Annotated in this window: 40 protein-coding genes; 1 reads left to right on the top strand and 39 read right to left on the bottom strand. The window is 41.2% G+C overall.

The genetic code is table 11. The features are described 5' to 3' along the window. The 34 genes from BLT_RS21465 to BLT_RS0105120 form a co-directional block, all read right to left on the bottom strand. Positions 1-2,075 (bottom strand): phage tail tape measure protein (locus BLT_RS21465; protein WP_017726771.1); only part of this gene is annotated, 2,075 nt, incomplete at its 3' end. Between the two features lie 18 nt (positions 2,076-2,093). Then, positions 2,094-2,288 carry a hypothetical protein gene (locus tag BLT_RS0105285; protein WP_017726770.1) on the bottom strand — a complete coding sequence of 65 codons (195 nt, stop codon included), beginning with the start codon at positions 2,286-2,288 and terminating at the stop codon, positions 2,094-2,096. Then, positions 2,285-2,608, bottom strand: a complete 324-nt coding sequence (gene gpG, locus BLT_RS0105280; RefSeq protein WP_017726769.1) for a phage tail assembly chaperone G — start codon at positions 2,606-2,608, stop codon at positions 2,285-2,287. Before gpG ends, BLT_RS0105285 begins: the two co-directional genes overlap by 4 nt. An 18-nt stretch (positions 2,609-2,626) precedes the next feature. Then, positions 2,627-3,205, bottom strand: coding sequence for a major tail protein (locus BLT_RS0105275; protein ID WP_017726768.1), 579 nt, complete (start codon positions 3,203-3,205; stop codon positions 2,627-2,629). A 35-nt stretch (positions 3,206-3,240) separates the two neighbouring features. Then, positions 3,241-3,573, bottom strand: coding sequence for a hypothetical protein (locus BLT_RS0105270; protein ID WP_017726767.1), 333 nt, complete (start codon positions 3,571-3,573; stop codon positions 3,241-3,243). Next, the gene (locus BLT_RS0105265; RefSeq protein ID WP_017726766.1) at positions 3,570-3,971 is read right to left on the bottom strand and encodes a hypothetical protein; all 402 of its coding nucleotides are present in this window, start codon (positions 3,969-3,971) and stop codon (positions 3,570-3,572) included. Before BLT_RS0105265 ends, BLT_RS0105270 begins: the two co-directional genes overlap by 4 nt. After that, positions 3,961-4,278, bottom strand: a complete 318-nt coding sequence (locus BLT_RS21460; protein WP_017726765.1) for a hypothetical protein — start codon at positions 4,276-4,278, stop codon at positions 3,961-3,963. The genes BLT_RS0105265 and BLT_RS21460 overlap by 11 nt, the downstream gene beginning before the upstream one ends. Beyond that, positions 4,259-4,549, bottom strand: a complete 291-nt coding sequence (locus BLT_RS0105255) for a head-tail connector protein (protein ID WP_017726764.1) — start codon at positions 4,547-4,549, stop codon at positions 4,259-4,261. The genes BLT_RS21460 and BLT_RS0105255 overlap by 20 nt, the downstream gene beginning before the upstream one ends. Position 4,550: 1 nt before the next feature. Continuing rightward, positions 4,551-4,871, bottom strand: coding sequence for a hypothetical protein (locus tag BLT_RS0105250; RefSeq protein ID WP_017726763.1), 321 nt, complete (start codon positions 4,869-4,871; stop codon positions 4,551-4,553). 31 nt (positions 4,872-4,902) lie between these two features. Then, the gene (locus BLT_RS0105245; RefSeq protein ID WP_017726762.1) at positions 4,903-6,114 is read right to left on the bottom strand and encodes a phage major capsid protein; all 1,212 of its coding nucleotides are present in this window, start codon (positions 6,112-6,114) and stop codon (positions 4,903-4,905) included. Between the two features lie 13 nt (positions 6,115-6,127). Next, a complete protein-coding gene (locus BLT_RS0105240) occupies positions 6,128-6,706 on the bottom strand; it encodes an HK97 family phage prohead protease (protein ID WP_017726761.1) in 579 nt (192 codons plus the stop codon). Beyond that, a complete protein-coding gene (locus tag BLT_RS0105235) occupies positions 6,663-7,892 on the bottom strand; it encodes a phage portal protein (protein ID WP_026104995.1) in 1,230 nt (409 codons plus the stop codon). The genes BLT_RS0105240 and BLT_RS0105235 overlap by 44 nt, the downstream gene beginning before the upstream one ends. A 14-nt stretch (positions 7,893-7,906) precedes the next feature. Further along, on the bottom strand, positions 7,907-9,592 hold the full coding sequence (locus tag BLT_RS0105230) for a terminase large subunit (RefSeq protein WP_017726759.1): 1,686 nt from the start codon (positions 9,590-9,592) through the stop codon (positions 7,907-7,909). After that, a complete protein-coding gene (locus tag BLT_RS0105225; RefSeq protein WP_017726758.1) occupies positions 9,589-9,948 on the bottom strand; it encodes a hypothetical protein in 360 nt (119 codons plus the stop codon). Before BLT_RS0105225 ends, BLT_RS0105230 begins: the two co-directional genes overlap by 4 nt. A 115-nt stretch (positions 9,949-10,063) precedes the next feature. Further along, entirely contained in the window at positions 10,064-10,381 is a 318-nt protein-coding gene (locus BLT_RS24670; RefSeq protein WP_051045217.1) for an HNH endonuclease, read from the bottom strand. Continuing rightward, positions 10,374-10,643: a hypothetical protein gene (locus tag BLT_RS21455; protein WP_026104993.1), complete on the bottom strand. Its 270-nt coding sequence runs from the start codon at positions 10,641-10,643 to the stop codon at positions 10,374-10,376. Before BLT_RS21455 ends, BLT_RS24670 begins: the two co-directional genes overlap by 8 nt. A gap of 155 nt (positions 10,644-10,798) precedes the next feature. Then, positions 10,799-11,323 carry a hypothetical protein gene (locus BLT_RS0105210; RefSeq protein WP_017726755.1) on the bottom strand — a complete coding sequence of 175 codons (525 nt, stop codon included), beginning with the start codon at positions 11,321-11,323 and terminating at the stop codon, positions 10,799-10,801. After that, complete coding sequence (locus BLT_RS0105205) at positions 11,313-12,677, bottom strand: DEAD/DEAH box helicase (RefSeq protein WP_017726754.1); 1,365 nt, start codon at positions 12,675-12,677, stop codon at positions 11,313-11,315. The genes BLT_RS0105210 and BLT_RS0105205 overlap by 11 nt, the downstream gene beginning before the upstream one ends. Then, entirely contained in the window at positions 12,674-12,952 is a 279-nt protein-coding gene (locus BLT_RS0105200) for a VRR-NUC domain-containing protein (protein WP_017726753.1), read from the bottom strand. The genes BLT_RS0105205 and BLT_RS0105200 overlap by 4 nt, the downstream gene beginning before the upstream one ends. A gap of 402 nt (positions 12,953-13,354) precedes the next feature. Then, a complete protein-coding gene (locus BLT_RS0105195; RefSeq protein ID WP_017726752.1) occupies positions 13,355-13,954 on the bottom strand; it encodes an HNH endonuclease signature motif containing protein in 600 nt (199 codons plus the stop codon). A 5-nt stretch (positions 13,955-13,959) separates the two neighbouring features. Beyond that, positions 13,960-14,190 carry a hypothetical protein gene (locus BLT_RS0105190; protein WP_017726751.1) on the bottom strand — a complete coding sequence of 77 codons (231 nt, stop codon included), beginning with the start codon at positions 14,188-14,190 and terminating at the stop codon, positions 13,960-13,962. 52 nt (positions 14,191-14,242) lie between these two features. Then, positions 14,243-16,651: a virulence-associated E family protein gene (locus BLT_RS21450; protein ID WP_017726750.1), complete on the bottom strand. Its 2,409-nt coding sequence runs from the start codon at positions 16,649-16,651 to the stop codon at positions 14,243-14,245. A gap of 175 nt (positions 16,652-16,826) precedes the next feature. Further along, entirely contained in the window at positions 16,827-17,156 is a 330-nt protein-coding gene (locus BLT_RS0105175) for a MazG-like family protein (RefSeq protein ID WP_017726749.1), read from the bottom strand. Between the two features lie 75 nt (positions 17,157-17,231). Then, positions 17,232-17,627, bottom strand: a complete 396-nt coding sequence (locus BLT_RS0105170) for a hypothetical protein (RefSeq protein ID WP_017726748.1) — start codon at positions 17,625-17,627, stop codon at positions 17,232-17,234. Then, the gene (locus BLT_RS0105165; protein ID WP_017726747.1) at positions 17,627-19,573 is read right to left on the bottom strand and encodes a DNA polymerase; all 1,947 of its coding nucleotides are present in this window, start codon (positions 19,571-19,573) and stop codon (positions 17,627-17,629) included. The genes BLT_RS0105170 and BLT_RS0105165 overlap by 1 nt, the downstream gene beginning before the upstream one ends. Continuing rightward, complete coding sequence (locus tag BLT_RS24200; protein ID WP_017726746.1) at positions 19,570-19,740, bottom strand: hypothetical protein; 171 nt, start codon at positions 19,738-19,740, stop codon at positions 19,570-19,572. The genes BLT_RS0105165 and BLT_RS24200 overlap by 4 nt, the downstream gene beginning before the upstream one ends. Beyond that, a complete protein-coding gene (locus tag BLT_RS0105155) occupies positions 19,737-20,111 on the bottom strand; it encodes a zinc-finger-containing protein (protein ID WP_017726745.1) in 375 nt (124 codons plus the stop codon). The genes BLT_RS24200 and BLT_RS0105155 overlap by 4 nt, the downstream gene beginning before the upstream one ends. 55 nt (positions 20,112-20,166) lie before the next feature. Next, positions 20,167-20,727 (bottom strand): DUF2815 family protein, encoded by a 561-nt coding sequence (locus BLT_RS0105150; protein ID WP_017726744.1) that lies wholly within the window; start codon positions 20,725-20,727, stop codon positions 20,167-20,169. Between the two features lie 76 nt (positions 20,728-20,803). Next, positions 20,804-21,985 carry a DUF2800 domain-containing protein gene (locus BLT_RS0105145; RefSeq protein WP_017726743.1) on the bottom strand — a complete coding sequence of 394 codons (1,182 nt, stop codon included), beginning with the start codon at positions 21,983-21,985 and terminating at the stop codon, positions 20,804-20,806. Further along, a complete protein-coding gene (locus tag BLT_RS0105140; protein ID WP_017726742.1) occupies positions 21,982-22,350 on the bottom strand; it encodes a hypothetical protein in 369 nt (122 codons plus the stop codon). The genes BLT_RS0105145 and BLT_RS0105140 overlap by 4 nt, the downstream gene beginning before the upstream one ends. Positions 22,351-22,363: 13 nt before the next feature. Next, a complete protein-coding gene (locus BLT_RS0105135; RefSeq protein ID WP_017726741.1) occupies positions 22,364-22,759 on the bottom strand; it encodes a hypothetical protein in 396 nt (131 codons plus the stop codon). 79 nt (positions 22,760-22,838) lie between these two features. Next, complete coding sequence (locus BLT_RS0105130; RefSeq protein ID WP_017726740.1) at positions 22,839-23,114, bottom strand: hypothetical protein; 276 nt, start codon at positions 23,112-23,114, stop codon at positions 22,839-22,841. Positions 23,115-23,118: 4 nt separating this feature from the next. Further along, on the bottom strand, positions 23,119-23,283 hold the full coding sequence (locus tag BLT_RS23960) for a hypothetical protein (protein WP_017726739.1): 165 nt from the start codon (positions 23,281-23,283) through the stop codon (positions 23,119-23,121). 47 nt (positions 23,284-23,330) lie between these two features. Continuing rightward, positions 23,331-23,543 (bottom strand): hypothetical protein, encoded by a 213-nt coding sequence (locus BLT_RS0105120; RefSeq protein WP_017726738.1) that lies wholly within the window; start codon positions 23,541-23,543, stop codon positions 23,331-23,333. 82 nt (positions 23,544-23,625) lie between these two features. Between BLT_RS0105120 and BLT_RS0105115 the strand changes: the two genes are divergently transcribed. Further along, entirely contained in the window at positions 23,626-23,883 is a 258-nt protein-coding gene (locus BLT_RS0105115; protein WP_017726737.1) for a hypothetical protein, read from the top strand. Here BLT_RS0105115 and BLT_RS0105110 read toward each other — a convergent pair. From BLT_RS0105110 to BLT_RS0105090, 5 genes are all read right to left on the bottom strand, one after another. Further along, entirely contained in the window at positions 23,849-24,154 is a 306-nt protein-coding gene (locus BLT_RS0105110) for a hypothetical protein (protein ID WP_017726736.1), read from the bottom strand. The two genes, BLT_RS0105115 and BLT_RS0105110, sit on opposite strands and share 35 nt — an antisense overlap. A gap of 16 nt (positions 24,155-24,170) precedes the next feature. After that, a complete protein-coding gene (locus BLT_RS0105105; RefSeq protein ID WP_017726735.1) occupies positions 24,171-24,383 on the bottom strand; it encodes a hypothetical protein in 213 nt (70 codons plus the stop codon). A 22-nt stretch (positions 24,384-24,405) separates the two neighbouring features. Further along, a complete protein-coding gene (locus BLT_RS0105100) occupies positions 24,406-24,627 on the bottom strand; it encodes a hypothetical protein (protein ID WP_017726734.1) in 222 nt (73 codons plus the stop codon). 83 nt (positions 24,628-24,710) lie between these two features. After that, positions 24,711-24,845: a hypothetical protein gene (locus BLT_RS24665; RefSeq protein WP_017726733.1), complete on the bottom strand. Its 135-nt coding sequence runs from the start codon at positions 24,843-24,845 to the stop codon at positions 24,711-24,713. A 38-nt stretch (positions 24,846-24,883) separates the two neighbouring features. Beyond that, positions 24,884-25,069 carry a helix-turn-helix transcriptional regulator gene (locus tag BLT_RS0105090; RefSeq protein WP_017726732.1) on the bottom strand — a complete coding sequence of 62 codons (186 nt, stop codon included), beginning with the start codon at positions 25,067-25,069 and terminating at the stop codon, positions 24,884-24,886. Positions 25,070-25,112 lie beyond the last annotated feature (43 nt).

Below are 25,112 nucleotides of genomic sequence, written 5' to 3'. Positions count from 1 at the left end.
TGAATATAGTCGTGTACAGCGTCCGTTGCTGTAATAACTGCATTACCTTTATTGGTGAATGACTGCTCAACCATAGGAGATTGTCCGATAATTTCATCATTCAAACCGAGCATTTCCGACAGTTCTTCATTTGTCAGACCACTTTTTTCACGTAGTAAGTCATATTGTTCCTGCAATCTAGCGACGCGATCTGGATCCTGTGCAGAATTAAGATCCGTTTGAATATCAAGCAATCTGCCCATTTCATCAGAGGTTAATCGGCTTTTACGATGTAGCTCATCATAGCGCGCAACATTCACTTCTACTGCATCTGCTTGCTCAAGCATAGATTTTGCACTTTCTATACTAACCTCTCTCGCTTCGCGTTGTGCATCTACGTATCTGTAAACCCCATAGCTTAATGCGCCTATAGCAGCAACCGTTAACCCAACAGGACCAGTTAACGCTGTTAATACAGCAGCTAGACCTCCCGCTCCAGATATTGCACCCGACACAAAACCTACCACTCTTAACAAACCACCCATTGTTGTAACCATGCCACCAAGTCCTATACTCACAGGACCAATTGCAGCAGCTACAAGCGCCCATTTAATAATTTGCTTTTGTGATTCCTCATCCAAATCGCCGAATCGCCGTACAAGGTCTGTTGCCTGTTTTACCATATCCGTAAATACAGGTATCATGTGCTCGGAAAGAGTTATTCCGATACCTTCCAGAGCTGAACGAAACTCGATGATGGCACCTTTAGCATTATCTGACATCGTATCTGCCATTCGTTGGGCTGCACCTTCACTATTTTCCAATTCTTTTGTGTTGTTTCTTATGTTCTTTGAACCCTGTTCCAACAATACGGCCCAATGCTTCTGTGCTTCTGCGCCAAATAATGTGGAAAGAGTAGTAGCTTTTGTTTGTTCATTCATATCAGATGTAGCTTTCTCGATACCTTGGATAATGTCTGGTAGAGGCTTCATAGCACCTTCACTATCAAAAAAAGAAAGGTTCAACCTTTTCATTTCTTTTTCCATTGCTGCTGTCGGTGAGGCAAGTCTTGTTAAACTTGTTGCAAAAGCACGACCACCCATCGAGCCCTGGAGACCAGCATCAGCTACACCCATCATTGCGGCTGTTGCATCTTCAATAGAGATACCGAGTGCATTCGCCATCGGTGCAACGTATTTCATGGCTTCGCCTAGCTGCTCAACGTCTGTATTGGCGCTACTGGCAGCATGAGCCAAAATATCTGAGACTCTACCAGATTCAGCGGCGGCGATATTGAAGCCACTCATAATGTTCGATGTGATATCAGCTGCACGACCAAGATCCATGCTTGCAGATGCCGCTAAACTTAAAAGACCTGGCATCCCTGCCATGATTTCTTGCGCTTCCCAACCAGCCATACCTAAAAAACCCATAGCGTCTGCCGCTTGGGTAGCTGTAAAACGAGTCGTAGCACCTAGTTCTTTTGCTTGCTCAGAAAGACTTTCCATCGTCTGCCCTGTAGCGCCTGTGAGAGCTTGGACCTTTGACATGCCTTGTTCAAAATCCATGCCCACTTTCAAAGCGGCTGCACCTGCACCAAGGATAGGTGCGGTAACACGTAAAGACCAAGATCGGCCGAAGGAAGTCATGCCACGTCCAATTGTTTCCATCTTCTTGCCCATCTCATCGGCACTTTGACCTAATCGACGCCAGGGGTCGATTTGTTGGTTAATTTGGTTTGTCACTCGTCCTAACTGTTGTTCCGTTCGGTTCATGGCAGCTATAGCATTATTGTATTGGTTTGATAAGTTTTTAGTCTGCTGTGCGTTCTCACCTTTAACTCGACGTGACTCTTCATAGCGTCTGCGAAGCTCAGTGACCTCTCTTTTTTGAACAGATAAACGTCTTGTTAAAATGTCCGATTGTTCACGCAAACCTCTCAAACTATTTGAATACTCTCGACCATTTGATCGAGCCGCATTCATTTCAGACCGTAAACCACGTAAATCATCTTTAAATCCTTTTAACCCTCTAGTTGTCCCTTCATCTTCCCACGACAGCCTAGTCCTTAGTGTTCCGACCTCTTGTGAGCTCATGTTCTCACCTGCCCTTCATTACCAAACATCACTTAAGTAAACCTCTTGATTACCAGGCGATTGTCCGTCCACATCATTCATCAATTCATAAAAAAAGTGGACGTCCATCTGATCAATTTCAGATAGCGCCCACTTAGGTGCATATGGATTTTTCGGGAACATCATTTGCTTGTAAATGGATTTAAGGGAAGCGAACATTTCAACAAATGTCACTCCCCCTTCTCGTTTCCCTCTTCACCTTCTCTTAGTTCTCTTTCCGGCTTTATTCCAAAAACGGCTTCGAGAAGCTTTTCGTTTGCATATTCTTCACTTGCACCAGCTATTAATTGTTCCAAGGTGAATTGTTTTTGAAACACAACGTCCGTAAGAATCGTACACATTTCGTCAAACTCATCAATGGTATAACCAGATGTAGCATCACCCTTTTCTTCTTTCTTTGCTTCAATCTCTAAATACTTTCTTTTCGCTAGCATAGGGACAAAAGGAACCATAAATAGCTTCTTTTCACCATCAATGTATAACTCAATTTTCATAGGCTATAAACACCTCCATTAAACCGTTGGAACCCAGTTTTTATCGATTACTTCCGTAAACCATTTGTCAAACACACTCTTGTCAGTAATGGTTGAATCTCCATCCCACGCTTTCAACTTTTCTTCCCCATCATGCATACGTGGAATAGCCTCTCCTGTGAGATTTGGTGTTTGGTAGGTTGGCGTCTCCTGCTTCGTTTCTTTGTTTTCTTCAGCTGGTGCAAACTTTACACGATAAATCCAAAAGAACTCGGCACCGCCACGTGCATCCTCTGCCTGTCCACCAATCGCAACGTATGGCGCATCATCATTTACGTTGTCAGATGATAGACCGTTTGCATGGACTGTTTTCCCTAATAAATCAGCTTCTACTTGTTTATCTAAATAAGCGGTATTCAACGTAACAGCAATTGGTCCTTTTGAAGTATCTGAAAACAATACTTGATCGTCGGCACGTAAATTAGCACGGTTGATTGACGGTTGAATGTTAAATGCTATTGCTGGACCTAGAGGTTTTACTTCACTGTAAGTTGTTTCCGTGTCACTTTCAGCAGTGATGATTGCATAGTGTAAATTTTTAAGGCCTTTAATTGCCATAATTTATTTCCTCCTTAAATTAAAAATAAGCGCATCTATTCAGAAGCGCTAATATAGCTGAAACGTATAATTTTCCTAAATTTTTTCATATCCTCATCGTAGGTTTCGGACTCAAACATGCGACCAAACCCAACTTTCTTCATCAATCGTTTGATGTCTTTCACAAGCTGCATGTAGTTGCCGGACGAAAACACATCGACTTGAAAGAAGTGTTTTGTGAATTTTTCATCATCGTCAGCACTTAGCCACGCTGCTTGATTATACTCTACAAACACAATATACGTATCAGCTGTATTGTTATAATTCGCTTGAGAAACTGGAACATTTAGTGGGGAAAGGGTATCCATGATTAATTTGTTTAAACTCACAGCCCCAGCCCCTTTCTCAGTTCGTCTGCTTGAACACGTAGAATATCATTAGTGCTGTTTTGAAAGACAATTGAAACAAGTGGTCTTGGAGCTATAAAACGACCTGCTCTGACATTAAAGTAACCAAACTCATGCATGTACAGGTAAAAGCCTGGTTGCTGTGCTCCACCTTTTGTACCAACAAATAATTCATCATTTTTGGGATTCGTACGAACAATAGATTCCTGAGCTTGACCGCTTTTTCTACTTAAGCCGTGAGAATAAACCTCTGCCTCAATTCGTTCTTTGAGTAGATCACCACCACGAATAAGGGCTTGATTCTTAATTCTTTGTGATCCTCGTTCTAAATTCTCTACTTGAGCAATTAACTCATCAAGACCTTCGAAATCAATTTGCATGGTCATCACCTCTTCGCTTGCAGACAAGCTCGACGAATTCACCTTTTTCATATGTTCGTTCCACAATGTAATCCAAAGAATTATACGACAACTGTTTTTCACCCTCATAATCAATCGAACGTACCTCAAACATTAGAGAGAGCTCTATACCGCTTTGTTTGGCCATGTAATATTCTTGCGAACGAACACTCATTTTGTTGGTGAAAACTTTTTTCGGTTGTCCAGGAACGATAGTAGCAAAGCCTTCCTCATCCGTTCCTTCGGTCAATTCGATTAAGTGAATAACATCAGACCAGTTGGCGGCCATTGTAATCACCTGCCAAGCTTAGATGCTGCTTCAACATTTCATACGAAGCTTGAAAACGCTCAGCATCTGGACTGTCTAATCCGAAATTCGCTTTACAATAGGTCTTAATTGCTCGTTTGATTAGTGGATCGGGTTCAATTGCTTTATTAACAACGTCAGAAGATAGGCCCGATTGGATTAAATCCATACGAGCCTCAGCAATCATATCTTCTATTTCACCGTCAAACGCATTGTTTGAAATACGAAGAGCCGTTTTTATCTCTTGAAGCATGTTACTCACCGCCTTCTATTGCAGCAAGAGCCTCCATTGCTTTATCTTTACCTTGAACTTTTTCACCGTTAGGAAGTTCATACCAACCACTTCCTAATTCTTTTAGTTCATCTGGGGGATCATCAGTCTTTTGGTCTTTTTCACCCTCGCTTTTACCCTCACCATGCGGTGGTTGCTTGCTTTTTTCCTCTAAAAATCCTCTCTCAACTAAAAAAGCGACTCTATCTGCATTTTCATGCTCGTAGAAGTCGCCCACACTGTATTCTTTTTCACTGTCCAACTTATCACGAAACGGTGCAACTACTTTCAATTTATTCTCCATTTTTAACTTCCTCCTTTAAATTAATAATTTATTAAACAGCCGGTGCTTTATTCAATAGCATTACGTGTTGAGCATCAGCAAGCTTACCATCAGCGATAAGAGTTGTTTTGTGGATAAACTCATCCGTTTCTTCATCAAAATATTTCTTGTAACGGAAAGCAAGGTTCGAATTCAACATGTACTCTTTCAAATTCACGAAGATCCCGAACGTGGCATTGTCTGCTGCACCTGTAAAAGTTGGCAGATACTCTTCCACAACGATAACTTCATACCCTAAGAAACGACGATTTTTCTTCCCGTCAAGGCCGTCTGTCACACGTGCAACAGGTTGTCCATTTGCATCAACCATACCAACAATGTATTTTTCAAAGTCAGAATGCGTCATTATCAGAACAACTTTACCTTCAGCAGAAAGTGGCAGCTTCGAAGAAGTTTCCGCCCATTTAGAATAAGACGTCAAATCTCCTTCAAGAAGCGTTACGGAGTTTGTCACACGCGTATCATTCACGATTCCAAGTGGTTGTTTCACACCAGTTCCCGAAATGATAGCTTGTTCAAGAGCCACAATCATAGCTTCGTAAATGTTATCAATAAGGCTAGATTCGAAGATATCTAATGATACTGTGTCAGCTTCAAGGGTAACCGCTACACGACATTGAAGCTTGTGATAAGAGAACGTGATTTCTCCAGTTGCCTTCTTTTGTTTTGGAGAAACTGTTCCTTCATCTTGCCACGTTGCAACAGGCTTGACATCACTTGTTGGGATGGACACGCCGCCTTTAATGTTTGTTTGAGTGATACGAGAATAAATCATTCCATATGATTTCATCTTTTCGATGATGCGATTAATTATCGTTTGTGGAATGACAGTGCCGACATCGGTTGTCATTGTCGTACCAGCTGCACGTGTTTCCAAGACATCTGATTTCTTACCGCGAAGAACGAAATCCATGAATGCCTCTCTGTACTCTAGCGATCCAGTTCCTAATTCATCCTTTCTTTTTTCTTCCTTTTTACCTTCAGCGTTAAAGGTTTCTACAGTGCGTGTCTCTCCATTGCCGCTATTAATATTCTTTGTTTCATTTAGCAGTCGTTCGCGTGTTTGCAGCTCTTCTAATTCCTCATTTAATTCGCGAACTTCTTTTTCAAGTTCCTTGTAATTTAACTCCGCAGAGCGCTTTTCATCTTTCAACATGTCATTAATTTCAGCTTTGCGTTTAAGAATTTCTTTAATACGATTCATGAGTAGGTTCCCCCTATAAGTTATTTAGGATATAAATTTTCGATCTTAATTCTTGTGTTTCTTCCACGTACTGTTTCATTGGATCGTAACCACGAGCGCTCACCTCCGAATCGGGATAGGCTGGAAAAGCAACAGCACTGACCTCTAATAATTTTGCTTTAGTCACTGTACGAAGAACTAAATCATCATCCGGTTCTTCAATCTCGTGACTTTCCATTCTAAAACCAAAACTCACACCGTCCACATCGCCACGTTTTATAGATTCATAAGTGTCGTTTCCAAGTGTAGTTTTTGGTATTTCTAATTCAAACCGCAAACCAATTTCATCTTCGTTTAGGCGTAACGTTCCGTTTTTTGTGCGCCCCAAAACTTTACTTGTATCATGAGACCATAAAAAACGCTGATCATCTTTCTCAAGAGAATCAGTAAACGCACCTTTTTTGAACTGTTCGCGAAACTTACGAAAATAGCCAAGCACCTGTGATTTCTTTTCCCATTTCACAGCATAACCGCTGATTATGCGTTTCCCATCATCTTCTTCTCGAAGTTCAATCTTCGTCGTCAGAATCTCCCTTTTTTCTGTTTTGTCCATCATCATCACCCCCTTTAACGTCAATGTTAGGCGTTTTCACTTCTGCGGTATCCAATCGACGAATCGGCTTATTCCCATTTTCAATAGGTCCAAGGTTAAGTATTTTACGCCATTCGTTAGGCACCATTGACCCCCGATCGACCATTTGAACAAGTGACATTTTGGTTCGCATCGATGCATACTGAAGAGCGGACGACTCAAAAATAATTTTGTTGCCATGACCTCTTTCTCGACGTGAAAAAAGCTTTCGGGTATATTCACCGGAAAGCTGCATGGCGACTGGTTGAATGACAGATTCATAGTAAGCGTTCCATTCATTCTCATCATAGATACTTTGCACAATCTTTCTGTTCGTATTGAAAAAATTATAAATTCGTTCTGTTGTTGTGCTCATTTGCTTGTCGTCGGGAACATAACTTTTTGGCTTAACTTGTTCAAGGTCATAGCGCGGATCAGAAGGGATTGCACCTCCATTTTTTTCGATATTTAGATAGTTTTCTACAAATTCATCAACTTGCATATCAATATCTTGTGGTTTAAGGACGCTTTTAAATTTCAAAATCCATCTGATAATAGCACTATTTTTGATCGCCTTTATAATGCCCTGGTCTATCGTAGTAACGACTTCCATCAACTGAGCAAGTGCAGGACCAGGTGCATCACCAAAAACGTTATGACTATTAAAATCTTGCCTTAAGTGAATGATGTCTGCATAAGGAACCGTCATTTGCTTACCATCATGAAATTGAAATTTCAAATACATATCTCCGTGAGGTCCTTCAAGTAATTCAATTGCGACAGCAGGAACAGGATAGATTTCATATGGCCTAAACATCTCTTCATCTCGTTTAATTAGCGCAAATGCATTGTTATTTAGCTCAAGTTGAGTTGCAAGTTTCTCTTGAAGCATTTGTCCCGACATTAATGGATTAGGATCTTCTAGCAAAAATCGAATATTAACGTCGGGATTTTCTTTAAATCCACTCTCATTGTCTCTTATATGTTTAGCAATCAGCTTTCCAATCGCTTTCGATTTTGGTCGAATGCAAGCTCTAACAATATCACTCTTATAGATGTCACCACCAAAATTGTAAAACCCTTCTCCTACATCGTGTATTAGCTTCAGCTTAGTCGACGTTTGAGGTTGGACTATCTTTTTACCGAACATCCAATCAAAAATTCCCAGTTTCCTCACCTCCTTTAAATCATGTTCATGTAGTCACTCATTTTATCTTGTAAAATAACATAAGAGTTAAGCATAGATGCTGTACCATCAATTCTCTTTTTCTGCTGCTTACCTTTACTAGGCTGAATGTTGTCATTTTTATCGACTTCCACTGAAGTATTGGATAAACACCATTTTGTAATTGGATTATTGCCGTAATTGATTCTATTTGCTTCCAAGTCAGCTCCCATTGACTTCATTGGCCCGGACAATGTTTTCTTCCCTTGAATAACTGGTATCATAGATTCTTTACCAAAATAGCCTTGCATTTCTTCTACCCAATACGTAGCAGACCAACTATCGTATCCGATCCAAGGTAAATAAAGACCATATTCATCGCGCATCTCTAAAAACCATTCTGTCACAAATCTATAATGGACCTTGTTACCAGGTGTTGTACGTAAAAAACCCTGTTCTTTCCATATATCGTAAGGAACTCTATCTTCATGTACTCTTTTTTCGAGTAGATCTTCTGGAAGCCAGTACATATGTTTTGCGTAAATATGAGGATCATTCGGCAACATAAAAATAACATTTGCAGACGTCAAATCGGTTGTGGAAGATAAGTCGGCTCCACCAATTCCGTAATTAGGTTTTAATTCTAAAATGTCAAAAACAGCTTTATTATCCAGCTGTTCAAACGTCAGCCATGCTTCACTTGCTGTTTCGCGAATATTAAAATCCTTTGTCAGTAAGTTTTTCACCAACAAAGGATTCGATTTAGCTTTATTTACTTTTCTTGCTAACTCTTCTATGTTTTTGATTGTTCCAAGCCCTGGGTTTGCTTTCTTCCATTTTTCGGGATCAGTCCATTCTTCTCTCTTATCCAGTTCGTAGACGATCGGTAACACCTGGTCATCTTTGTATCCGTTTGGATCATCATAACCATTAATGATTCGCTCCACTTCGTCATACTTCACGTCAAAAATTCCTTCTCTTACCGTTCCTGCTGTTGTTGTGATGATGGAGATGGGTTGTTCCCTTGCGCTCATTCCGTCCACAATGACGTCGTATAGGTTTTTATCCTCGATGGCATGGAGCTCATCAATCAAGGAGCAATGAACATTTAAACCATCTAATGAATTCGAATCACTAGAAAGAGGTCTAAAACTACCATCATTGAAATCAGCTAGTAATTCACCGACTAGGGAACGAATTCTTTTACGCAAGATAGATGATTTTTTGACCATGCGCTTTGACTCTAACCAAATAATCTTAGATTGGTCTTTTTTTGTTGCAGCACTTACGATTTCTGGACCAGATTCACCGTCAGCTGTAAGCATATATAGTCCAATAGCTGATCCCCATGCACTTTTACCATTTTTTCGAGCAACAATCAGAATAAACTCACGATATTGCCGAGTACCATCAATTTTGTGTACAAAACCAAAAAGAGCAGCAGTCATAGCTTTTTGCCATAACTCTAATATAAAAGGTTGACCGCCCATCTTTCCCTTCGAGTGCTTACAAAAATTCTCCACAAACTCTATCGCATGATTACCTCGTTCAGCACGGTATTCATAGATAAAATTTTCATTGTGAAGATTGTCAACAAGCCTTTCATAGACTCGTTTCACTTTTCTGCTAACAACTTCTTCACCTGACTGAATTTTATTATGATATTCAATAATCGGATTGTATGTCAGTGGATATTGTTTCATCTTCGATCCACAAACTTTTCAAATCCGTCATCCTCATCAACAGGTCCTTCTTTTGGCAGGAGGTTAAACAGTTTATCATAGGCAGCAGTATAGCGATTGATCATAGCGTTATATGATTTTTGTGCCGGGTTCTCAACCATCATTTGTTGAGAGCCTTGCTTAAAAAGATAAGTGGGACCTTTAGTCTTGATATTATCTTCTAGTATTTGAAGCGTGATCGTCATAAATGCTACTCTTTCAATCAATCTACTTGCAACTTTTTGTTTATCTTCGGATAAATCTTTAAAAATCTCTTCTAATTTCTCAATTTCAGCTTTGATCAGTTCATCCTGTTTTGCCTTCGCTAATTTTGCCATCTCGATTTAACCCCCCCTTATGTGAAATGACCTGTGTATTATTCAAGCCTATGCGCTCGCTTAACAGAGACCCCCAAAACCCATTTTAGAAAGGGGGGAGTAAGCGCAATCAGATTTAATAACTTTCTTTTTTCACCAGCTGACCTGATTCATCGAACGTAACATCTTCACGAATCGCAAAATGTTTTTTAAAAGTTTTTCTGTTTGAACAAGGTAAACAAAGCAGCTGAAGATTCTCCCAATTGAATGTGACAAAAGGATCGTTTACATTCTCTTCAGTTATCTCTTCAATGTGGTCCACAATGTACCCTGGCTTACCACACCATTCACAGATACCGTGTTGACTACCGTAGTAAGCCCGTCTTAATTTTCTCCATGCTGAAGTGTGGTAAATTCTATCGCCAACTCGTTTGCTTGAAGAATAGTTACACACTGTCCATCAACTCGCGCTTCAACTTAATCATTCTTTCCTGCAATTTTGCTTGAAGCTGAAACTTAATCACAGGGTTCTTCTCGTTACGTAACTTTTTCTGTAGCTTCCTTGCCCTCTCGTCTGTCACATAGCATGTGTACTTTTTGGTACAGTGTTCACATTCGAAGTACGTCTCTTGCATACCCTGCCCATACTTACGTACCTGTAGCGCCATCTTCGTTGACCGTCCACAATCATCACACCTTACGACTTGGTTATTCATCCTATCCACCTCCCTAAAAAAAAAAGCACCCCGTAGAGGTTGTACTAGTCCGACTAATACGATTCCAGGAGTGCTTAGACGCCGATTTACATTTTTCGCTACTACCATAGTAACATGGAAAAGTGCCGTAAAGTGTGCCCTCTTTGTGCCTTGCTTTACACTCTTTCAAAACGAACGCCATCAATGCCAAACATCAATACCGACAGGTCTTTGCACGTTTTATCGACTTCTTTATATACCGTCCTTCTGTTCAAAAAGTGCCCTTTTCCAACATCATCAGCACTTTTTTTAACGTCCGTGAGATAAAGATCGTGGATGATTTGATACCTTCGCTTCTCTTCAGGAGATTCAGACTGTTCACAATTCAATCGATAAATCTCCAACATCCGATCAATATATACCACCATGGCTGCGGTCCGTTTCCGGTTGGAAAGAATTGATTTAATTTCAATCGCATCTTTGCTTAAATCATCCAAGTCTAACGCCTTCATCAATTCAGGGATATCTTCTTTGGCTTCTTCACAATGCTTTTTGAAAGATCGATAGTGTTTCAACAATAGCTTGATATTTCTAAGCCTGTTGTCGTGTCTGCGTTTATCTGCTACCTGCTTCTGATTCTCATACTCTTTAATGGCTTCTTTTGCCACCTCAATGACAAGTCCTCTTGTTTTAGGATCCATTTTCAACCAACTCCATTCTTGCTTTAACCGCTTCAAGTAGTGCGTTCTGCCCGACTGCTTTTCCTTCCAAAGCTCTCATCACATCTTCATCGACCGTTCCTTCTGCGACAAGATGGTGCACAATGACGCTATGCTTTTGTCCTTGTCTGTCTAATCGCGCATTTGCTTGTTGATACAATTCCAGGCTCCAAGTTAAACCGAACCATACGATGATGTGGCCACCATCTTGAAGGTTTAATCCGTGACCAGCTGAAGCAGGGTGCGCTAGAAGCATTTCAATTTTTCCACTATTCCAATCTTGAATATCCTTGCTTGTGTCTAATGTTTTGGCTTGCTTAAACCGCTGTTGGATCCGTTCGAGATCATGTTTATACGTGTAAAACACAAGAAGGCTTTTTCCGTTTGCCGCTTCCTGAATCTCTTCCAAGGCATTCAGCTTTTCATCATGCACGATTTGGATATCCCTGTTCTCATCGTAAATGGCACCATTCGCTAGTTGTAAAAGTTTGTTCGACAAAACAGCAGCGGTATCAGCCACCACATCGGAATCCGCGAAAGGTAAAAGCAAATCTTTCTCAAGCTGCTTGTATTTTTCTTTTGTTCTTTCATCCATTGGAACCTTTATGACATTATCCACTCGGTCAGGCAGATTCAGATGGTCCTTCGCTTGCATCGAAACGCATATATCGCCGATTCTCTCATGGATCGCTTCTTCAGCTCCATTTTTCAGTTTCCACTCATAAACGATATGGCCATTTCTTGCACCTGCTTGGAAGTATTTATCTCGATACTGGGTTAGGGTTTTACCCAATCGCTCACCGGCATCTAGTAAATACATTTGTGGCCATAAGTCTAGTAAGCTATTCGGTGCTGGTGTACCTGTTAAGCCCACCAACCGTTTGATGAGTGGTCTAACCTTCCGTAATGCTCGAAACCGTTTTGACTTAGAAGATTTAAAGCTTGAGAGCTCATCGATGACCACCATGTCGAATGGCCATTTTTTCTTGTAATATTCAACAAGCCATTCTACATTCTCGCGATTGGTCACATAAATGTGTGCTGGTTCAAGTAAAGCTCGGATTCGCTCCTTTTGAGATCCAAGCACTTTTGAAACTTTTAGGTATTGGGTATGACCCCACTTTTCCGTTTCTCGGCTCCACGTATCTTCTGCCACCCGTTTAGGGGCTATGACTAACACCTTTGAAACATCAAAATAGTCATGAAGCAAATCAGCCACAGCCGTTAAAGTGCTAACGGTTTTCCCCATCCCCATGTCAAGAAGAAGACCTGAAGCTGGATTTTTGATAACATGTTCAATCGCATATTCTTGATAAGGGTGTGGCTTAAATTTCACGGTTGCACCTCCTGAATAAAACGTAATATATCTTCAACGGAATCTAATTTATAAGACTGAAAGCCTAATCGTTCCAGTTGCTTTTTTCGTTTTGCTTGAAGAGGTCTAAGAGGTTCGCCTGGTGCTTTCATCTCGACAAAGATTGCTCGACCACCAGGAAGAAGAACGAGACGATCAGGCACACCTGCCATACCTGGTGACGTGAATTTCACCGCCATGCCTCCTACCTTTTCCACTTCATTTTTCAATCGCCGTTCCAATCTGCTTTCCTGCATTCCAAGCTCACATCCCAATTTGCTTAAATAGGGTGTTACCAATGTTACCGAAATTCCCTATATACCTGTAATATACGTATTATAGAATATATAGATATTACGTATATTCTATATATTCTATATTTCTATATACTCTATAGTAATATTGGTAACATTGGTAACAGTAATAGGGAATCCCTTGATACATAAGTCTTTAAGGTGTTACCATGGGTGTTACCAAAGTCGAAAATTCTGGTAACATTGGTAACACTAAATCCTTTAAATCCTATAAATCATCAATTGGTACAATTTTACGGTAACACTGTCCACCAAAAATTACCGGTAACACCTAGACCATTTTGGTAACACCTATTTTAGTAAATTTTTGTTTTGAAATCGCCGAAAAATACATTTAAATTACTCTCATTTCGCCTTTTTTCGTTCGCTCATTTTCTGGTAGATATCCGCTAGGATAACGCCTGTTCTTGTCAAATCAGGGACATTTGAAATAAGACCCTTTTTGTTTAACGTGGCCATTTGCTTATTACTGACAAGAATAAGGTTGTCTAATGAAATGTTCTGTTTATCTCGGTCAGCGAATAAAAGTTTATGCCCTGATGGTATAGGACCGTTTGTTTCTTCCCATACTATTTTGTGCTTGTGCTTCCACCGCTTGTGCCAAGGTCCATCATCCTGGACTTTGACTAACACATAGCCATCCCTATCTATCCGCTCATATCCAATCGGCTTATAATTATGAGCCTTTTGCCCTTTTTTGAAAGATGTTTTATTGCCGCCTACGTTATAGAGCCCCTTTGTTCCTTTATTAACGGGATTGTGCCCTTTCTGAAAATGACCAGTCAGTCCGCTTTTCAATCCGTGATTTTTCTTGTAGGTGCTTAGTTGTCTTGCTGTCAGTGACAAACCGTATTTTTCATTCATCATCTGAGCTAGCTCAGCATTGTATCTTCCTTGTAAAATAGAAAGTAAATAATCATGCTGCTCCTTATTTAGCAATCTCATAATAATCACCCTTCAAGCATTTTGGGCTTTTCCGCCTTAACTGCAAGATGTTCGTCATAGGCAACTTTCGCTTTTAGTACGGTGTTTGCGTTATTGATAATTTGTGAAGCGACTTCTGATACAGCTTTTGCTCGACTTATTTCCTCGTTTAATTTTTCTCCTTTTAAATCCTCGTCATTGAGCCTTTCTAGTTGCTCGAAAAGATGGTTATTCAAATCTCCAAGTGTATTTCTCATACCAGATCACCCTTTCAATAGATTGTTCATTCAACGATTCCCCATTCTCCGTCTACTGTTCACGAACATAAGCCCTTTGCAGACCATATAATTTCCCAAATCGCAACTTACTACCATACGCAGTCCAGCCAGGCATACGACGTAAAATATCATTGATTTCACGGCTCATCATCGGCGTGAGCTGTTTGGGATCCGACTGGAACAGCTCCACCCAAACCTCAATAGCACACACCTTTTCTCGTGGCGATCCACCCTCTTCTTCCTCACCAAAGTCACTTCCGTGAAGGAAGAGCCGGCGTTCGGCTATATCTCGGCTCTCCCAATCATCGGGAAGAAGTCGATCCAAATACTCCTGCACAAGGCCGAATCTTTCAGATTCTTCGGTGTGGCTTTCTTGTATCTCCAATGCTTCCTGTTCGAGTTCTTTCCCTAAGGGCAGAGGCTCTTTTTCTTGATAGAAATAAACAGCCTCTGCCCAAATCTGGTCAATCTCGTGCTGATTCATGTCGTTCCAAATGCTTTTTTTCGGGGCATTTTTTCGAACAACGACTGGCCAAAAACGTCGATTACCTGTCCTATCCTTTAAAAACGTATTATCATTCGTCGTACCGAAAAACACGCATTGACGTGGAAAGACAGACACTTGACGGCCGTAAGCTACACGGTAACTATCTTCTTGTTTGGAGATAAAATGCTTAACCGCCTCAGCTTCTGCTTTACGTGTAGCTGATAATTCAGCCATCTCAATTAACCAGGCACCCTGCAGCTGTTCATAAGCTTCCTTGCCCATGACCGTATTTAAAGAATCAGAGTGCCAACGTTGGCCAAGCTTTTTAATGATGTAGCTTTTTCCTACGCCCTGTGGTCCAACCATGACCAAGATATTGTCAAACTTGCACCCAGGTTGATAGATTCGAGCAACAGCAGCAGTAAAGATCTTTCGTGTGACAGCTCGAATATATCTGCTATCATCTGCCCCTAGATAATCGATAAGAAGCGCATCCAGGCGTGGCAGCCCGTCCCACTCCAATCCATCCAAATACTCGCTAACAGGGTGAAATGCATTCTTGTTCTGCACCTCGACAAGAGCATCATTGATTTTTGAATTGCCCGTAATCGTGTAAACTGATTCCAGGTAGTTTCGTAGACTTGCATCGTCTCTATCCTGCCACTGCTCCCCCTCATCCTTCTTTCGCCAAGGCAAGTCACCACGGATGACAGGGCGATAAGAAAATTTATTGTAAGCAATTTTATTGGCAAGGCGTGGATCATTCTGAAGAATCAACATAATATTATGTGCGGTACTTAAGATGTCACCATTTTTCTTTACATCAAGCTTTTCCATCCATTCGTAATTTACGTCATCTGGCAGCTCTCCGAACTCTTCTTCGGCTTGAAGCAAACGCTCAGCCCCTAGTGTTCGGGCAACGGCTTTATCCTTTTGTGCGTATTCCAACATCGCTTGGTAAGAAGGAAGCTTCACAGTTGGTGTTCCCGGAGCTGCATCATCGTCTCTCATGCCAAACTTATGAATACGCAACAGGTCAAAGGCATTTACCAATAGCCCACTCACAGGGTCCGTTCCATGATGAGAGTATGCAAATTTATCGCCATCATATAAAACAAGACCGCCGGTTGTGCTTCCCTCTTTAAAGGTGTATCGCCCATCACCTGTCGTCTCATACACATCGGCCAACATGTTTTCTAAAACATCAACAACCGAATACGTTCGGCAAAACGCACCAACCATACCTGGCTTTTCGTGTGGGTCCCCTTGCTTGTCAGCTAGCTTTTTTCTTGCTTGTTGCATCCTAGACGATTCTGGCCAAAAAGAAGGGTCCCTCCAGTCTTCATAACGTGACAACACTTCGTCCGGATCTAGCCACTCATCATCCTGAAAGCGGAAGACAAACTCACCATCTTTTGATGTCGATGGCCAATACATCAAACGGTGTGGTTGATAGGTCGTATCGTCAAAGAAATCAATGCCGATATCCGCTGCAATTCGTCTGCTAACCGCTTGGTACTCATCAGGCGTAACTGGACGAGACAAAGGAATAACTAAACGTAAGCGTGGACTATCAGCGCTGTGTTTGTGGGTGGAATAAGCAAGGCAAGCAAACTCACAAAACATTTCAACTGATGCCCATAAGTCACCCTTGATATGGTCGGCATCAAGCGTTACCACTTGACGCCAACTAACAGCATCTGTCTTCCTCCGTCCACCTTTTAAGGTTCCACCTACAAAACCACCCACATCCTTGATCTGGTCTTGCTGGGCTTTGGTCAACTTCTTATACTCGTTATACGTTTCACCTGTTCGATTGGTGTGAGAGAGCCGCTCGACCAGCTCCGACCAAAGCATCTCTCTGTTCTTCCAGTTTGTCTCTTTACGACTCCGCCCTGTTGCAATCGTGAGCGATCCGTCATGTTGTATGCGAAGGTTAGGTGCTAATTCCATACGGCTCTACTCCTTTATACTTTCTTGCAAAACACCTTTTTTAATCGCCAAGATGTTTTGCATGTACAATTAAATTTAATGTGATCTTTAGCAGCTTTTTTACTGCTGTAAGTCTGAAATTTACACGTGGGACAAAATGACATATACAATATCAATTCACCTCCAACTTATCGATTTAACGTTTCCCCTCTCGAACCTGAGCCGCCCAACTCATAGCAACTGCAGCTACTTGGATGAGCTCAGCATACAGATCACCCTTATCCGTTTGCTTGCTCCAAGCCTTATCTTTTTGAAGAGCCTGGCACACTTCGCCAAACTCTTCCCCTAAAATAGGAAGCCACTCTTCGTTCATTTGGCGTTGAACACCGCGCTTCTCACGTTGCCGACCAAGCTCTTCCCACACATCATCATTTACAAAGCTTAGTAAATTCATGTCTTGATTAAGAGTTGTCATTACTTCACGACCTTCCACCCTTTTTTTAATCGACTTTTCAGCTCGTACCATCTCAAAGGTTCATAGCAATACACGTTATGATAGTTTTCCTTTCGATATAAGAGGTACCATTTCGGCTTTCGTTTTTTACGAGCCATAATCGATAACAGCCTTCGGCAGGGATTCAAAATGATCGAAGTAATAAGTTAGGTCGAACAGCTCCAGCTCTCCTTTATGATCTGATAAGGATTTTGAGTAATACAGCATAACACTTTGATTAGCAACAACGGTTTTCACGTCAAAACCTTTGAGCTTTTCCAAAAATTGTTGATAAATGGCATAATCGATAACGATGTCACCAACTCGGCACGGGATACGCTTTACCTTGTAGATCTTCTTTATAAATTCATTATTCTTTTTATTCTTTTTTCGCTTCTCCAATTCGAGAGAACGAGAAACACTTAATGTCTTCATTTTTCGATTTAGTAAAATTTCATCCTTAAGTGCTTGTTTATCAAAATCATCTATAATCAGCACATTCATCAGTCCTTCATATAGTATTTCGTTTCAAACCCATCGGCCGTGAGCGGTAACCCAGGCGCCCAATCAACAGGTTGCCCCATAACACGGTCCACTTCTTCGAGTGAGACACTCTCAGGTACATCAAGCACCGCTTCATCATGTACATGCATAACGATGGCATAATCTTTTAGCCTAATTAAAGCTTCAGCCAAACAATCCCTTGCAACAGCCTGGACAATGTTCTCCACCAGTTTCCCGCCATATGTTCTGAGACGCTGCCACTTACCATCTTGAATCCCTTCATAAGTCACACCAAGTTTGTTGAATTTCTCATCTTTTTCAAGCTTTGGTTTCACATACGCTAACTTTCGACCACTTGGAAGTTGGATAAAAAGAACACCGCTTTGATAGAAGAAAGATAACCCATGCTGCATCGTGACGGTTGTTTTCTCTTTCAAAGCCTTAACAGCTGCACGCTCTACGTCATACCAAAACTGTTTGATAGCTGGATTGGCTTCACGCCAGGCGTCTACTAATTCTGGTAACTCATCTTCTTCCAAGCCCATATCAAGGGCACCCATCTGAACAAGTGCCCCTTTACCACCTTGATAGCCCAACGCAAGCTCAGCAACTTTCCCTTTTTGTCTAAGTGGATCACCTTTGGTGATACGCTCAATAGGCACGTTAAACATCTGAGCAGCTGATGCCTCGTAAATTTTGCCGTGCGTATTAAACACATCTAGCCGCCACTTCTCACCAGCCAACCAAGCGATAACACGAGCTTCAATCGCTGAGAAATCAGACACTACTAAACGGTTACCAGGAGAAGGAATAAATGTTGTGCGAATAAGGGAGCTTAAAGCATCTGGTACGTTCCCATATAACATTTCAAAGCTCTCGAACATACCAGCTTTGACCAAGCTTCTTGCAGCATCCAAGTCTTTTAAACTCTTAATCGAACCACGAGGGAGATTTTGTACTTGAACGAAACGACCTGCCCACCGTCCTGTACGATTCGCTCCGTAAAATTGAAGCAATCCACGCAAGCGGCCATCTTCACATTGTCCTTTTTGCATAGCTGCATATTTCTTAACAGACGTTTTCGAAATCTCTTTACGAAGCTCAAGCACCCGTTTTACATCTTCATCCCCGGTTTGCTCCATGTAACCATCAATCAAGCCTTTAGCAAGAGACTTCACTTCTAGCCCTTGCCCTTTCAACCACTCAGTGAGTTGTGCAACACTGTTCGGATTATCAAGTCCTGTTAGCTCCTTCATTTCGGGTAAGATACTCTCTTTCTTATACCTGGCGTCAAATTCGATCGCATTGTTCATAATGTCCGAATCAATCATGATGCCTCTGTCATTAATCTGCTGATCCAACGCCCACAACTTGTGTTCGAAATCAGTTACGGGAAACTTTTCGAGTTTCTTACGGATGTCACGTTCTACAACAACGTCTTGTACGCAATAATCCTTAAACTGTTGCCACTTTTCAGGATCATGCTCAGGGAGGTTTCTCGTCCGCTTTCCGTTTGCATTTGTTGGTTTACAAGGAACAGAGAAGTATCGAATTAGATTTTTACCTGCTGTGTCCTTTTGAGCATCTAAGTTTAACGTTTTAGCAACACCTTCAAGGTGACGAGGTAAGCCTAATGTTAATGCGTGAACAGCGGTGCACCGCCATTCTTCAGGAGGCATGTGCAGACCGAAATGTTTGGCCAAACACGTCCTTTCGAAATTAGCATTGAAAGCTGTTTTAGTAACACCAGGTGATTGTAGTGCGATCATCATTTCATAGGGTAAGTCTTCACCACTTGCAATATCCACAATATCCACAGGGTTATCATCAAAGGCCCATGCAATCATCAAAATCCCAAAGTCTGGTGCTTCCACGTAACGATAAACGCCCGATTTCTTTAAATCGACACTGCTATACGTCTCAATATCGATGGAAAGAGTTTTCACTGCAAATCACTCAACCTAACTGCTATCCCCATAGGTTTATTTTCAATAACCTTAATTGGTCCTATAGCTGCCATTGTTAGATTAAAAATTGATTTCTGCTCTTCCGTTAATGCGACTGGATAAGACACCCCATCTTTCACATAAAATAAACCTAATTGGTCTTTCATGCTCTCACCCTCTTTTCTTTACGATATCGAGCCTCTAGAATTCGAATTATTTTTCTACATTGGTTTTCATCAAAAAGGCCGATATGCGCTTCTTCACTTGATAGGTTCATCACTTTTTGCAACCATCTATAAGCTTTACTACGTGACATTTTTCGGCTCTTCCAAAGAGGATCAAAAAGAGAATGCGCTCTTTTTCTTAACTCCCTTAATTGATACTTAGCCATTGTTCCAAGTGGTTTATCGCTATTTTTATGAGTACCTATATACGCGTTACAAGGATCGCATACATATAAGTTAGAGCCATAATCTTTACCGTAAAACTCTTTGCTGGAGACAAACTTTGACTCCTTCATACAATATGGACATTTCACTTAATCTCACCCTTTCTATAGCAAAGGGGACTCTCTCGAATCCCCTCATAATCTCTTAGCCTAAGAAATCGTCGTCTTCCCCGTCATCATCTAGCGCATCAAAATCGTCTTCTGCACGTGAGCGCCCACCCAAGTAATCGCCATCACGAAGCTTTTGCACGTTATTTAAACCGCAGGCAATACCTTTGTTTCCAGCTGTGTTAAAAGCATAGAAGTTAATAGAGACACGAGCGTAGCAACCACTGTATAATTCTTCACTATCCATAATCGGATTAAGCTGCTTATCAACGACACCAGGCTTTGTCTTAGAAGAAGCATTTAAGAAGTAGTGACCTGCATATTCTTCTTGGTCAGGACGCTCCTCATCCCCGTCACGTAAAGGCGTCTTCAAATTAGCAGGAATCTTTCCACCGAATTTAGCCTTTCCTGCTTCTTTTGCTGCTTCAACAGCTGCTTTGATTTTCTTTAATGTAGTCTTATCCGATTTAGGGATAAGGATTGCCGTACTATATTTCTCATCTTGTCCAGCTTCATGTGCATAAGGTGCGAAAATGTGTGCATAGCTTAAACGAATTTCACCAGTTACCACTTTTGTATCTTTATTAGTTGTTGTCATAATGTCATCAATCTCCTTTTTGTTTAGATAAAAACCTTTTACATATTCTTCCGCGTCATAATAGCCATCTCGCCCATTAAGAGAAATCCTCCACAGCCGATTCAACGCTATTTAGTTCCGGGCGCTTGTCTGATTCAGGCACAAGCGTCGGTTTCCCACTCGGCTTGATGACAAGCTCTGAAAGTAATTCCTTGAACCGCTTTTTACCAATCGCTTTTTCCATAGCAGAAATGCCTAGAATTTCACGAGGTTTATAGATTTCCTCTTCTGCATACCCTTCTGCAAGCAGCGTTTTAGGTACAGCCTCTTCATCGGTATACTTGCGATTACTTCGACCTTCAACAAGCTTCCAACCTGGGAACTTCTCACCATGACTCTCTGCTTGAATCAGAGCGTAGTTTTGCACATCTTGTGCCCACCGTTTCAATTCCTCAGCTTCATGAAGAATTTGGCCAATTTCTTCATGCGTTAACAGGTTAGGATTACGAAAATCATACTTGGCCATTTCTAAATTCGCATCGGCTCTTGCTTTACATACATGTTTTGCGCGACAGAAGCGGCAATGATCGCCTGCACAAAATTCTCCATCACCGTTAGCTGCCATTTCAGCTTTAGGCTTAACTATCTCATCTGCCCAGGTTAATAATTCATCCACATCGATTTCATCCGTCGAAATGCTATCCAAGCGAGGTTGTACAATGGTCATTCGAACGGTTTCAATGTCGTAGAGAATGCCGTACTGATTGAGAGCGCCAAGTGCGTATAGTCGCATTTGAGTATTTCCTTCTGCAGAGACAGGCACACCTTTCCCATATTTAAGGTCAATGACTTCCAATGTTCCGTCCCCTACGATCACAACGTCACCAGTACCAAAGCCATCTGGAACCCATTGACTAAAATCAAGTCTCTGTTCTAGCAACACCTGGGCATCACTAGCAACGGAAAACGACTCATTCGCCCGTTCAATCACTACATCTACATAGGTCTTGACATATTCCTCCATGCCCTCACTGTAATGCTCGTTTTCCTTCTTGAATTTGTTCAACCTTCGGGTGAAGGTCCGTTTGTTAATCTGTTCAAAATGCAGCTGTAGGAAAAGCTCAGACAGCTCATGAGCCGCTGTTCCTTCCTCTGCAAACTCACTTGTTGTTTCTTCAAACTCTTGCTCTAACTGAACACTAGGTGTGCATTTTAACCATCTGCTGGAACCTGAAGCACTTAGCAGCGCATGCGCTCGTTCTGCATGAGCTCCACTCATAGTTCTTCCGCCTTTTTAAGTAGTGCTGCATAATCAGATGAAGAGACATCACCAAGCTTCTTCGCACCAAACGATTGGATGAGTTCTTTAACCTCTTTTTGCTTTCCAGCCACTGACAGCTGGGCAAGCTTCTCGCGGACCTCTTCAAGCGAAATAGTTTTGTCTTTTTCTGCAGGTGCTTCTTTAAGCGGTTCTTCAGCAGGAGGCGTTTCAGCCTTTTCAGGCTCTTCTTTTATTTTTTCAACTTTCTTAGGCTTTTCCTCAACCGCAACGGCAGGAGCAAGGTTGCTAGATTGTAAGGCTGAAGCAAGATTATTAATGGCACTAGCTAATTCAGGTGCATCAATTTTTATTGTTACATTCACAGGTATCTACCTCCTATTTTTGATTGCGAAATTGTTCCACTTCACGCTTTCTCGCCTTGCGTTGTGCTAGACGATCCGTCACTTCCACTTTTTCAAATTCAGCAATGCGTCCACTTGTAAGTTGACCTTTTTCAACAAGCTTGGCCATTGTGGCAGCAGACAGCTGTTTTACACTTAACCCAAGCGATTCAGCAAGAGCAGCCTTGTCCAACTTTTTAACGGTCTTGGGCTTCACTTCTAATATCACAGCCTGGTCACCCTTATAAACCATAACTGGGCCAGTCTTTTTGACATACGACATTAACAACTCATTGCGCTGATCTTCCTGGACTTTTATGTTGGAACGCTGTACTTTCAACTCTTGAACCTCTCGGAACCTACCATTTGCCTCGGCTGGATTTTTTATCATCTATTTACGACCTCCTAATTTGTGGTATACTAACACCGAATACGTATTGCTATGAGTCGCCTCTGCCAAGGCGGCTTTTCTAATCCCAATAGACTCGAATGACCTTTTCTGTGGCTCCCCAGTTTGCTGTTTCCACTCCGAAACCTAGGTTTTTGAAATGCCCAACCACTTGTTTGTCGTATCCCAACTTTCGAAGAGCTGAAAATTGGTCCACATAAATCCTTACATTAGAATGACCTTTTTCTGCCGCATCTTTTATCAATCGACTCAATTCAGCGATCGCATCGTTCAATTGTGTCTCTGCTAACTTTTCTAAGTTTTGCTCAGTTACCTTTCTCGCTTGCGCTGCGTTCATTGCTTTACTCCTTTCTATAAATGATCATGACCATCTCTGCATCTTCTGTGGATGAAAACTTAATATCGACCACTTCGACATCTGGATTGTTTTGCAACCAAGTATTGGTCTGATTTTCTCCATCACATATCGCAATTTTCAAACAACCAGAAACTCCTAAATCTCCCAATTTACTCACCCCCTTTCAAACGCTTAGATGTGCATATAAAGAGTCAACTATGAAACTTTAAGCTGTGCTTCCTTCAACCTCAACGCACCCTTCATGCATACTCGACGGATCCGAATAGCTTTCTTCGCTTGCAGGATTTCACGTTTTTCAACGTGGTGACCTTTCTTTTCAAGCAACTCTGCTGTTTGAACCAACATTGCTTCTAATCTTAAAAGAGTTAAATAACTTCTAAGAGTTGGATTGTCATAGATTCTGATCATGAGCTTATTCCTCCTTTTATAATTTTTACAGGAATCCCCACAAACTATGTCGAATAATGGAAATAGGAAGGGGGGTGTCTTTATGCAATTTGATGGTGCCGTAGTTCGTGAGCAAGGCGTTACATTTGCAATCGTTGTTGTAAAAAGTCATGTTCTAAACTCATCTCACTCTATCGATGAAGCTAGAACTGGTTTCTCAAGGCATTTTCCAGGAATGCCGTTAATTCTAATGGCCCAAAATTCACGTGGTAGACCTACTTATCAGGGCAGAAAAGATATTGTGAATTTCTTATCTAAAATTGATCCTAGTCGTATTCCTTGGAAACGGTATACGGTTTAAGTGGCAACGGTTCATCTGTAACTAAACCTTTAGGAGCCTTATCTAGCATTTGCTTAAACTCGCTTGGTTCTAACTTATAATTTGATGCCAAAGTGATATTTTCAGCCTCTGTTCCAGCAGAGGTTTCTTTTTTGAATTCTTTCAACTGACTGGCATCTTCACTTAGGGTTTTTTTGGCAGTTTCGTTATCAACAATTCCAATTTTAGAAATGTGAAGTTCTAAACCTTCAACGGTGTCTCGTAACCGAATGTTATTTTTTGACTCACTCATTTGTTCTTAACCCCTCTCAATACCAAGTGCCATTCGGCAGATATTTAAACAAGTCACCATTTAAAAACCGGACCTCGATGCAACTTTCCACATTGTTTGCTTTAACTGACTTAACCTGGTCACGTTCATATTGCTTTTTCATCTCAGCACCCATTGATGCCAGGTGTTGCTTGTGGACCTTATCAAAAACAATCTGACCGAAATTTCCGATTTTATCGTAACCTTTCAAAGTAACACCCCTTTTTTTTTTTTTATAAACTTCTCGCTGCTGACACGGTGCCATACAACTGGATGACGAAAGGATTCTTCTTTTGAAAATCTTGAATTCTCTCATGACCAAACAGCGGTATTTGATAAAGGCGTTCCAAATCAGACATAAGATTTGCCAAACGCTTTTGCTTTAGTTGATAAGATTTACAAGTCATAATCTCCTTAAACCGGTTCGTGAAGCCGAGCATTTCGCCTGTTGTCATTTTGTACCTCCTTCTTTTGTTTCTCCTCCTCAATTTCTTTAAGAATTCTTGGAACAGAAGTCCTCATGAAAAACTCAAGCATTTTAAGTTTGGTAGCTTCGCTTGGTTGATTCATCACCACACACCTTCCCTTGGTGAATTTTGCTAACCTCTAAGTAGATCTCTTGCAATAATTGCTTCTTTAAAACCTGCTTACTTACCTTAGTTACTGATTCCATTAGGCCTCACCTCCAAAAGTCGCCTATATGTTGACTAACTAAGTAAAAAAAATAGTCCATTCAATGCCCACAATAGCTCCCAATTGTTTTGCAAGATCAACAGAAGGCTGTTTTTTATTATTTTCAATCGCATTATAATATTGTCTAGTTACTCCAAGCTGTTTTGCCATTTCTTCTTGCGTTAAGTTTAATTCTTTTCTTTTTTCCTCTAAAATACTCCCCAAATCTACACCCCCCTTCATTGTAGAATGTTGTCGCCTATCTGTT

This window comes from Halalkalibacterium ligniniphilum (genome assembly GCF_000334155.1).
Classification (GTDB): Bacteria; Bacillota; Bacilli; order Bacillales; family Bacillaceae_D; genus Halalkalibacterium; species Halalkalibacterium ligniniphilum.
The sequence above is the reverse complement of the archived record's forward strand: the minus strand, read 5'-3'. Positions and strand labels throughout refer to the sequence as shown.

What these genes read in the sequence shown, in the direction of transcription:
- gpG (WP_017726769.1), bottom strand. Translation starts at nt 2,608, where the DNA reads ATGAAAATTGAGTTATACATTGATGGTGAAAAGAAGCTATTTATGGTT.
- BLT_RS0105275 (WP_017726768.1), bottom strand. Translation starts at nt 3,205, where the DNA reads ATGGCAATTAAAGGCCTTAAAAATTTACACTATGCAATCATCACTGCT.
- BLT_RS0105265 (WP_017726766.1), bottom strand. Translation starts at nt 3,971, where the DNA reads ATGCAAATTGATTTCGAAGGTCTTGATGAGTTAATTGCTCAAGTAGAG.
- BLT_RS21460 (WP_017726765.1), bottom strand. Translation starts at nt 4,278, where the DNA reads ATGGCCGCCAACTGGTCTGATGTTATTCACTTAATCGAATTGACCGAA.
- BLT_RS0105255 (WP_017726764.1), bottom strand. Translation starts at nt 4,549, where the DNA reads ATGCTTCAAGAGATAAAAACGGCTCTTCGTATTTCAAACAATGCGTTT.
- BLT_RS0105250 (WP_017726763.1), bottom strand. Translation starts at nt 4,871, where the DNA reads ATGGAGAATAAATTGAAAGTAGTTGCACCGTTTCGTGATAAGTTGGAC.
- BLT_RS0105245 (WP_017726762.1), bottom strand. Translation starts at nt 6,114, where the DNA reads ATGAATCGTATTAAAGAAATTCTTAAACGCAAAGCTGAAATTAATGAC.
- BLT_RS0105240 (WP_017726761.1), bottom strand. Translation starts at nt 6,706, where the DNA reads ATGGACAAAACAGAAAAAAGGGAGATTCTGACGACGAAGATTGAACTT.
- BLT_RS0105230 (WP_017726759.1), bottom strand. Translation starts at nt 9,592, where the DNA reads ATGAAACAATATCCACTGACATACAATCCGATTATTGAATATCATAAT.
- BLT_RS0105225 (WP_017726758.1), bottom strand. Translation starts at nt 9,948, where the DNA reads ATGGCAAAATTAGCGAAGGCAAAACAGGATGAACTGATCAAAGCTGAA.
- BLT_RS21455 (WP_026104993.1), bottom strand. Translation starts at nt 10,643, where the DNA reads ATGAATAACCAAGTCGTAAGGTGTGATGATTGTGGACGGTCAACGAAG.
- BLT_RS0105210 (WP_017726755.1), bottom strand. Translation starts at nt 11,323, where the DNA reads ATGGATCCTAAAACAAGAGGACTTGTCATTGAGGTGGCAAAAGAAGCC.
- BLT_RS0105200 (WP_017726753.1), bottom strand. Translation starts at nt 12,952, where the DNA reads ATGCAGGAAAGCAGATTGGAACGGCGATTGAAAAATGAAGTGGAAAAG.
- BLT_RS0105195 (WP_017726752.1), bottom strand. Translation starts at nt 13,954, where the DNA reads ATGAGATTGCTAAATAAGGAGCAGCATGATTATTTACTTTCTATTTTA.
- BLT_RS0105190 (WP_017726751.1), bottom strand. Translation starts at nt 14,190, where the DNA reads ATGAGAAATACACTTGGAGATTTGAATAACCATCTTTTCGAGCAACTA.
- BLT_RS21450 (WP_017726750.1), bottom strand. Translation starts at nt 16,651, where the DNA reads ATGGAATTAGCACCTAACCTTCGCATACAACATGACGGATCGCTCACG.
- BLT_RS0105175 (WP_017726749.1), bottom strand. Translation starts at nt 17,156, where the DNA reads ATGGTACGAGCTGAAAAGTCGATTAAAAAAAGGGTGGAAGGTCGTGAA.
- BLT_RS0105170 (WP_017726748.1), bottom strand. Translation starts at nt 17,627, where the DNA reads ATGAATGTGCTGATTATAGATGATTTTGATAAACAAGCACTTAAGGAT.
- BLT_RS24200 (WP_017726746.1), bottom strand. Translation starts at nt 19,740, where the DNA reads ATGAAAGACCAATTAGGTTTATTTTATGTGAAAGATGGGGTGTCTTAT.
- BLT_RS0105150 (WP_017726744.1), bottom strand. Translation starts at nt 20,727, where the DNA reads ATGACAACAACTAATAAAGATACAAAAGTGGTAACTGGTGAAATTCGT.
- BLT_RS0105145 (WP_017726743.1), bottom strand. Translation starts at nt 21,985, where the DNA reads ATGAGTGGAGCTCATGCAGAACGAGCGCATGCGCTGCTAAGTGCTTCA.
- BLT_RS0105135 (WP_017726741.1), bottom strand. Translation starts at nt 22,759, where the DNA reads ATGATAAAAAATCCAGCCGAGGCAAATGGTAGGTTCCGAGAGGTTCAA.
- BLT_RS0105130 (WP_017726740.1), bottom strand. Translation starts at nt 23,114, where the DNA reads ATGAACGCAGCGCAAGCGAGAAAGGTAACTGAGCAAAACTTAGAAAAG.
- BLT_RS0105120 (WP_017726738.1), bottom strand. Translation starts at nt 23,543, where the DNA reads ATGATCAGAATCTATGACAATCCAACTCTTAGAAGTTATTTAACTCTT.
- BLT_RS0105115 (WP_017726737.1), top strand. Translation starts at nt 23,626, where the DNA reads ATGCAATTTGATGGTGCCGTAGTTCGTGAGCAAGGCGTTACATTTGCA.
- BLT_RS0105110 (WP_017726736.1), bottom strand. Translation starts at nt 24,154, where the DNA reads ATGAGTGAGTCAAAAAATAACATTCGGTTACGAGACACCGTTGAAGGT.
- BLT_RS0105100 (WP_017726734.1), bottom strand. Translation starts at nt 24,627, where the DNA reads ATGACAACAGGCGAAATGCTCGGCTTCACGAACCGGTTTAAGGAGATT.
- BLT_RS24665 (WP_017726733.1), bottom strand. Translation starts at nt 24,845, where the DNA reads ATGGAATCAGTAACTAAGGTAAGTAAGCAGGTTTTAAAGAAGCAATTA.